8 protein-coding genes and 1 pseudogene are annotated in these 7,111 nt (G+C 72.0%); 4 read left to right on the forward strand and 5 right to left on the reverse strand.

The annotated features are described in order from the left end of the window. Positions 1 to 274, reverse strand: a 274-nt coding sequence (locus G3I65_RS46310) for an RNA methyltransferase substrate-binding domain-containing protein (protein ID WP_309236021.1), incomplete at its 3' end; no start/stop codon positions are given. Positions 275 to 308: 34 nt separating this feature from the next. Here G3I65_RS46310 and G3I65_RS46315 point away from each other — a divergent pair. Both G3I65_RS46315 and G3I65_RS46320 read left to right on the forward strand, forming a co-directional pair. Continuing rightward, positions 309 to 1,715, forward strand: coding sequence for a wax ester/triacylglycerol synthase family O-acyltransferase (locus G3I65_RS46315; protein WP_160701740.1), 1,407 nt, complete (start codon positions 309 to 311; stop codon positions 1,713 to 1,715). After that, entirely contained in the window at positions 1,712 to 2,203 is a 492-nt protein-coding gene (locus G3I65_RS46320) for a DUF6912 family protein (protein ID WP_160701741.1), read from the forward strand. Before G3I65_RS46315 ends, G3I65_RS46320 begins: the two co-directional genes overlap by 4 nt. A gap of 178 nt (positions 2,204 to 2,381) precedes the next feature. On the opposite strand, the gene G3I65_RS46325 is transcribed toward G3I65_RS46320, so the two are convergent. From G3I65_RS46325 to rsgA, 4 genes are all read right to left on the reverse strand, one after another. Beyond that, a complete protein-coding gene (locus G3I65_RS46325; RefSeq protein ID WP_160701742.1) occupies positions 2,382 to 3,242 on the reverse strand; it encodes an NAD(P)-dependent oxidoreductase in 861 nt (286 codons plus the stop codon). Between the two features lie 51 nt (positions 3,243 to 3,293). Continuing rightward, the gene (locus tag G3I65_RS46330; protein ID WP_160701743.1) at positions 3,294 to 4,040 is read right to left on the reverse strand and encodes a hypothetical protein; all 747 of its coding nucleotides are present in this window, start codon (positions 4,038 to 4,040) and stop codon (positions 3,294 to 3,296) included. Positions 4,041 to 4,110: 70 nt separating this feature from the next. Then, entirely contained in the window at positions 4,111 to 4,998 is an 888-nt protein-coding gene (locus G3I65_RS46335; RefSeq protein ID WP_160701744.1) for a hypothetical protein, read from the reverse strand. 101 nt (positions 4,999 to 5,099) lie between these two features. Next, positions 5,100 to 6,122 (reverse strand): ribosome small subunit-dependent GTPase A, encoded by a 1,023-nt coding sequence (gene rsgA / locus G3I65_RS46340; RefSeq protein WP_160701745.1) that lies wholly within the window; start codon positions 6,120 to 6,122, stop codon positions 5,100 to 5,102. A gap of 117 nt (positions 6,123 to 6,239) precedes the next feature. Here rsgA and G3I65_RS46345 point away from each other — a divergent pair, with 117 nt between their 5' ends. Then, complete coding sequence (locus G3I65_RS46345) at positions 6,240 to 6,986, forward strand: SOS response-associated peptidase (RefSeq protein WP_160701746.1); 747 nt, start codon at positions 6,240 to 6,242, stop codon at positions 6,984 to 6,986. Further along, a pseudogene (locus G3I65_RS57920) lies at positions 6,983 to 7,111 on the forward strand (alpha/beta hydrolase); the annotation flags it as partial. The gene G3I65_RS46345 and the pseudogene G3I65_RS57920, both read left to right, overlap by 4 nt.

Below are 7,111 nucleotides of genomic sequence, written 5' to 3' on the forward strand. Positions count from 1 at the left end.
GCATCCGCGGCGCGACGACGTCGGCGAGCACGCCCTGGTCCTGCTTGCCGTTGCCGGCGAGCACCTTGACCCGGTGCGCGCTGGCGCGCTGCACCGCCACGCCGGCCTCCTTGGCCGCGCGCTGGATCTCCGCCGCGCCGGGGCCGCGCGCGGTGTCGGCGAGGATCACCTTGTCCACGCGCAGGGCGTCGTCCGCCAGCGCCTCGAGCACCGGCTTGCGCCCGTACACGGTCAGGAAGCGGTCTTTCGGCGAGACAGTCGACTCATCACCCACACCCGGCAGTCTCGCATTGTGTAAGGATCGGCCCATGCCCGACCGCCTTTCCGCGCTGGACGCCTCGTTCCTCTACCTCGAGGACCACGCGACGCCGATGCACGTCGGCGGGGTGGCGATCTTCGAACGGCCCCGGTCCGGGTTCAGCTACGCGCAGCTGCTGGACCTCGTCGGCGCGCGGCTGGCGTACCTGCCGCGGTACCGGCAGCGGGTCGCGGAGGTGCCCGGTCACCTCGCGCGCCCGGTGTGGGTGGACGACGTCGACTTCGACCTGAACTACCACGTCCGGCGCTCGGCGCTGCCCCAGCCGGGCACTGACGAGCAGCTGTTCGACCTGGTCGCCCGGCTGATGTCGCGGCGGCTGGCGCCGGAGCGGCCGCTCTGGGAGGCGTACTTCATCGAGGGACTGGCCGGGGACCGCGTCGCGCTGGTGACGAAGACCCACCAGTCCGTTGTGGACGGTGTCGGCACGATCGAGCTCGGCCAGCTCATCCTCGACCCGACGCCGGCCGAGCCGGAACCGTTCGAGGACATCTGGACGCCACGCCGCGAGCCGAGCCGGACGCAGCTGGTGCTGGACGCGGTCAGCGAGGGCGTCCAACGGCCGGGCGAGGTCGTCGAGAACGTCCGCTCGGCGGCGAACGACGCGTTCGCGGCGGCGGGCAAGTTCGCCGAGACGGTCGGCGGTGTGGCCTCGACGCTGCGCACGCTGGTGCGGCCGGCGCCGACCGGCCCGCTGAACGTCCGCGTGTCCGGCGGCCGCGTGTTCTCCGTGGTCCGGACGCGGCTGGAGGACTTCCGCAAGATCCGCGCGGCGCACGGCGGCACGGTCAACGACGTCGTCCTCGCGGCCATCACCGGCGCGCTGCGCGAATGGCTGCTTTCGCGTGAGGAGCCGCTGGCCCCGAACACGACGGTCCGCGCGCTGGTGCCGCTGGCGGTCCGCGACGAGGAGACGCCCGGGTATTCGACGCCGGGGCTGGTCGGCAACCAGGTGGCCGCGTACCTGGTCGACCTGCCGGTCGGCGAGCCGAACCCGGTGCTGCGCCTGCAGCACATCGGCCACGCGATGGCCGAGCACCTGGATTCGGGCCGTTCGGTGGCGGCGCGCGGCCTGCTCAGGGTCGGCGGCTTCGCCCCCGCTACGCTCCATTCGCTCGGCGCGCGGGCGGCGGGGTCGCTGTCGGGGCGCATCTTCAACGTCATGGTGACCAATTCGCCGGGCCCGCAGGTGCCGATGTACGCGGGAGAGGCCAGACTGGTCGAGATGTTCCCGGTGATGCCGCTGATGCGCACCCAGGCGCTGGCGATCGGGGTGACGTCCTACCACGGCGGCGTCTACTTCGGACTGAACGGCGACCGCAAGGCCGCTTTCGACGTCGACCTGCTGGCCGGGATGATCGAAGAATCCTTGGAAGAGCTGAAGGGTGCGCACTGGTGAGGGTTTATCTGCCTGCGACCATCGCGATGCTTCGCGACCTCGAGTCCTCGGGGGAGTTCCGCGCCCGCAGCGGAACGGCGTTCGCGCTGACGCCGGCGTTGCGCGAGGCGTACGTGAGCGGGTCCGACGAGGAACTGGAGTACGCGGCCCTGCTGGACGCGGCCCGCGCTTCGCTGCGGCTGATCGCGGCGGAGGAGAAGGGCGAGCCACGCCGGGTGGTGGTGTCGGCGGACGTCGAGGGCGTGACGCTGCGCCCGGACCTGGACGCCCCGGTCGTCCGCATCGGCGGCCCGATCCCGATGAAGGCGGTGGCGGCGATCCACGTGGACGCGCCCGAGGCCGCCGAGGCGGTGTCGGCGGCTGCGGCGGTGATCGATGCGGCGGACCTGGGTGACCCGGACGCGGAGTTCACTTTGGGCGATGCCGAGGACCATGAGCTGGCTTGGTACGCGCCGCAGGAACTGCCGTTCTTGCTGGAGCTGCTCTGAGTTGTCCACAGGCGGGCTCACCTGTGGACAACTGGGGTCGAGCGGGGTTTTCGGTCGGGGGTGGCCGGTAGGCTGGGCTCGGGGACGCCCCCCAGGGTTGGGCGGGGGCTTGTCCCCGCTCCTGCTTCCGCCCGGGCAAAGCAGGCCACCCGCTGCCGAGCCCGCCCCAGCAGCCCGATCAATCCTCGCTGAACCAGTCCGGACCCGGCACCGGGCGCTCGCACTCCCACCCGGTCGCCTCCCTCAGCTTCGTCGAATCGACCCGCTGCGACCGCCCCATCGGCTCGGCCAGCGGGATCCGCGACACCAGCCACTTCGGCACCGCCCGCGCCCGCCGCACCCCGGCGGCCGCGGCCATTGCCGCGCCCAGGTCGCGCTTCAGCACCGCCGGGGCCCCCACGTTGTAAACCCCCGAAGGCGCGTCCAAAGCGGCCACGACAGCCGAGGCCGCGTCGGCCGGGTGGATCGCCGTCGTCCAATCCGAGCGTGATCCCAGGATCAACGGTGCGCCCCGACGCGCCGCGGCCAGCAGGGCCGACGTCATCCGGTCCGGGCCCAGCAGGGTGCCGATCCGCAGCCGCACCACCGTCCGGTCCGTCAACGCCGCCACGTTCGCGTGCGCCGTCACCGAAGACGCCGTCACCACGCCCGGCTTCAGCGGCGCGTCTTCCGTCAGCAGCGCCGAACCCCCGTCGGCGTACACGAACGAGATCCCCTCCTGGACCACGATCCGCACCTCCTCGACCCGCCGGACCGCCGCCGCCAGCGCCGCGCTGCCCGCACTGCGGACCCGGTCGTTCGGGGCCCACGCCTTCTTGCTGGTCGGCTTCCGGGGGATCCGCGTCGCCAGGTTCACCACGGCGTCGTGCCCGCGCAGCGCCGTGACCAGGGAATCGGCCGAAAACAAGTCACCCGTCACGCCTGCCGGAAGGCGTGAACCCGGCCGGGTCAAGGCGCTCACCTCGTGCCCGGCGGCCAGCAGCCGCGTCACCGTGGGCACGCCCAGCACGCCTGTCGCCCCGATCACCAGCACCCGCATGTCCGTCTCCCTTCCTCGGGGAACCGGACGAGGCAGCGGGCGCGAACGTGACTACCCCACTTCGCCCGCGGGTGGCGGCTGGACGTCGGCCGGGCTGCCCCAGTCCGAATACCGCGTCGTGATGCGCGCTTCGGAGCCCTGGAGGATCGGGGTCAGGTCCAGCACGATCCGCAGCGGCCGGTGCGCGTCGTCGAGCCACAGCTCCACCGGGAACTTGCCCAGCCGTCCCGCGGACTCCGGGGGCAGGCCCGCCGGCAGGTCCGTGCCCAGGCGGGCCAGGTCCAGGTCGACGCGATAGTGCTCCGCTGCGACGCCGTCCAGCTGCGCCCGCTCGGACGAGACGATCGTGCCCGCCGTCCGGATTTCGCCCAGCGTGTGCGCCGGGTCGTTCTGCGCCGCCAGCTGCGTCAGGCTGCCGCCGAGCACCTGGGAGAACGGGTCGCCGCCGTCCGCCGCGACCAGTACCCACGGCTTCCCCGTGCCGACCTCGTCGCGCGAACCCTCCGGCACCTTCGCGTACAGCTTGCCCGCCACCAGGCGCAGCTCCATCGGCTCGCCGATGAAGTCGGTCGTCATCACCTGGGACGTCCCGCCGGCGCCGAAGCGCGCCTGGCCGGTGCTCTTCGAGCGGACTTCGCCGACCGCGACGTCCGTGGCGAACTTGGCCGAGCCGCTGCCCGTGGTGGCCGCCGTCGCGGCGTCGGCCAGCTCCCGCGCGTCGGTGAACGCGGGCGGGGACGGCGGGCCGGAGCAGGCGGTAAGCAGGAGGAACAGCAGCACGACGGCGGCTTTGCGCATGGCGCCAACAAAAACACAGCGGCTCCCCCGAACCCGTTCGGGGGAGCCGCTGCTACTCAGAGTTTTCCGGTCAGCGACCGGCCTTCTTCATCAGCTCGCCGAGGTCCACGACCTGGTCGGCCGGCGGGGCCTCCACGTCGACCTGGGTGCCCCAGTCGCTGTACTTCATCGTGAACTTCGCGTCGCCGGCCGGCGCGCCCAGCGCCTGCATCATCGGGCCCTGGTCCATGGTGACCTGCACCGGCAGGTTGTCCTTGTTCAGCCACAGCTCGGCCGGGATCTTGAGGTCCTTGCCCTTGAGCTTCTCGTTGATCTGGTCGCGCGCGGCGGCCGGGACCTGGCCGGTGAACTGGTCGATGGCCTTGGCCACGTCGAGCTCGACCTTGTAGTGGTTGACCTGCTCGCCGTTCAGCTCGGTCTGGTCGGACGAGATGATCCGGCCCGCCTTGGAGACCTGCTCCAGGATCTTGCTCGGGTCGCTCTGCTCCGCCGACTGCGACAGCGCGCTCCCCATCGCCTGCGAGATCGGGTCCGTGCCGTCGGCCGAGATCTTGGCCCACGCCTTGTCGGTGCCCATCTGCTTCTGCTGGTCGGCGGGCAGCTTGAGGTACATGACCTTGTCGACCATGCGCATCTCGGTGGTCTGGCCGGCCGCGGTGCTGGTCATCGAGAACTTGGTGTTCGCGCCGTCGAAGGCCATCGCGCCGGTCGCGCTCAGGGTCTGGCCGGCGGCGGAGCCCTCCATGGTGAACTTGGCCGACTTCGACTTCTCGGTGCCCTGCTTCGACGCCGACGCCAGCTGGAACGCGTCGGTGAACGGCGAAGCGAGGCCGCTGCTGCTGCCGCCGGACTGCTGCTCGCCGGCCGGGGCGGCCGTGCCCGTCGTGGTGCCGCCGCTGCACGCCGTCAGCGTCAGAACCAGCGCGGCGCCTGCCGCGACCAGGGTGGTCTTGCGCATCGAATTCCCCTCAGGATCGGATCTTCCGCTGGGCATATCGCCCGAACGGGCGAATCATTACCTCTGTGACGGTGACGATCCGCGATCGGTTCCCGGTTGCCTCAGGACTCCGTGGGGCGGGTCACGTCGTGCCCGCCGCGCGAGGCCAGCAGGCGCCGCAGTGACGTGAGCCGCTCGGGGCTCGCCGTGCCGTCGGTGACGACGTCGTCCAGCGCGCAGTCGGGGTCCTCGGGCGGGCCGAGGTGGCCGCAGCCCGACGGGCACTCCTCGGCGGCCGCGGCGAACTCCTCAAAGGCGTCGACGATGTCGTCCGCGGTGACGTGGGCCAGCCCGAACGACCGCACGCCGGGGGTGTCGATCACCCAGCCGCCGTCCGGGAGCGGCAGCGCCACCGCCGCGACGGACGTGTGCCGCCCCTTGCCGACCGCGCTGACCACGCCGACGGCCAGTTCGGCGGCCGGCACCAGCCGGTTGACCAATGTCGACTTGCCGACACCGGAGTGTCCGACGAGCGCCGTCACGCGGTCCTTCAGCAGCTCGTCGAGGCCTTCGGGCTGCTCGTCGAACCGGCTGACAATCACCGGGACGTCGAGACCCGCGTACCCCGCCAGGAGCTCGTCCGGGCTGGCCAGGTCGGCCTTGGTCAGGCACAGCACGGGCTCGACGCCGCCCGCGTAGCAGGCGACCAGGCAGCGGTCGATGAAGCCGGTGCGCGGCGGCGGGTCGGCCAGCGCGGTGACGATCAGCAGGCGCTCGGCGTTGGCGACGACCAGCCGTTCGTACGGGTCGGTGTCGTCGGCCGTGCGCAGCAGGGAGCTGGTGCGGTCGTCGACGCGGATGATGCGCGCGAGCGTGTCCGGCTTGCCGGAGACGTCGCCGACGATCCCCACCCGGTCGCCGACGACCACCGGCGTCCGGCCCAGCTCCCGGGCCCGCATCGCGGTGACCACCCGTTCGGGGTCGGCGTCGATCGCGCAGGTCCAGCGGCCGCGGTCCTTGCCGATGACCATGGCGGTGACGGCGTCGGCGTGCTCGGGACGGCGCTTGCTGCGGGGCCGGGTGCCCTTGCCCGGACGCACGCGGACGTCGGACTCGTCCAGCCTGCTCCAGTCGTTGCGCGCCAAACCCGCCGTCCTCTCGTGCTCCGGTGCCACTCGAATGATCCCACGCCGCTCGCCACGGCCCTGGCCTGCGTGTAACGATGGCGTCCCCGGACGTTTCCGGCACGAGGAGGTTGGCGCATGTGCGGCCGTTACGCCGCCACGAAGGACCCGGCGAAGCTGATCGAGGAGTTCGAGGCGATCGATCTCACCGAGGGGCACGCGCGCGCCGACCACAACGTCGCGCCGACGAAGAACGTCGTCACGGTCGTGCAGCGGCACCCGCGTGACGCGGACGGCCACGTCCTCGAGGACGAGCCCGCCGAGCGCTCGCTGCGGATCATGAAGTGGGGCCTGGTGCCGTTCTGGGCCAAGGACCCGTCGGTCGGCTCGCGGATGATCAACACCCGCGCCGAGACTGCCGCCGAGAAGCCCGCCTTCCGCCGCGCGCTGGTGTCGCGCCGCTGCCTGGTGCCGGCCGACGGCTGGTTCGAGTGGCGCCGCACCGGCAAGGAGAAGGAGCCGTTCTACATGACGGCGCCGGACGACTCGTCGATCGCGTTCGGCGGGATCTGGGAGAGCTGGCACCCGAAGGACGACAAGGACGCGCCGCCGCTGATCACGTTCTCGATCATCACGACCGACGCGGCCGGGCAGCTGACCGACGTCCACCACCGGATGCCGCTGATCGTGCCGAAGTCGCACTGGGACGGCTGGCTCGATCCGGACCGCGAGGACGTCAAGGACCTGCTGGTGCCGACGCCGGACGACATCGTCGCGTCGCTGGAGCTGCGGCCGATCTCGACGCTGGTCAACAACGTCCGCAACAACGGACCCGAGCTGCTGGAGCGCGTCGAGCCGGCGCACGAGGGCACCCTCTTCTCATGACGGCCCTCGAGATCGACACCGCCTTCGGCCCCGCGCGGGCCTACCTGCACTGCGCCGAGGAGGGCGCGGCGGTGCTGATGCTCGGCCACGGCGCGGGCGGCGGCCTCGGCGCGAAGGACCTGGTG

It is taken from the genome of Amycolatopsis sp. SID8362 (assembly GCF_010550475.1).
GTDB classification, from domain to species: Bacteria; Actinomycetota; Actinomycetes; order Mycobacteriales; family Pseudonocardiaceae; genus Amycolatopsis; species Amycolatopsis eburnea.

What these genes read in the sequence shown, in the direction of transcription:
- G3I65_RS46335 (WP_160701744.1), bottom strand. Translation starts at nt 4,998, where the DNA reads ATGCGCAAGACCACCCTGGTCGCGGCAGGCGCCGCGCTGGTTCTGACG.
- G3I65_RS46315 (WP_160701740.1), top strand. Translation starts at nt 309, where the DNA reads ATGCCCGACCGCCTTTCCGCGCTGGACGCCTCGTTCCTCTACCTCGAG.
- G3I65_RS46325 (WP_160701742.1), bottom strand. Translation starts at nt 3,242, where the DNA reads ATGCGGGTGCTGGTGATCGGGGCGACAGGCGTGCTGGGCGTGCCCACG.
- G3I65_RS46330 (WP_160701743.1), bottom strand. Translation starts at nt 4,040, where the DNA reads ATGCGCAAAGCCGCCGTCGTGCTGCTGTTCCTCCTGCTTACCGCCTGC.
- G3I65_RS46345 (WP_160701746.1), top strand. Translation starts at nt 6,240, where the DNA reads ATGTGCGGCCGTTACGCCGCCACGAAGGACCCGGCGAAGCTGATCGAG.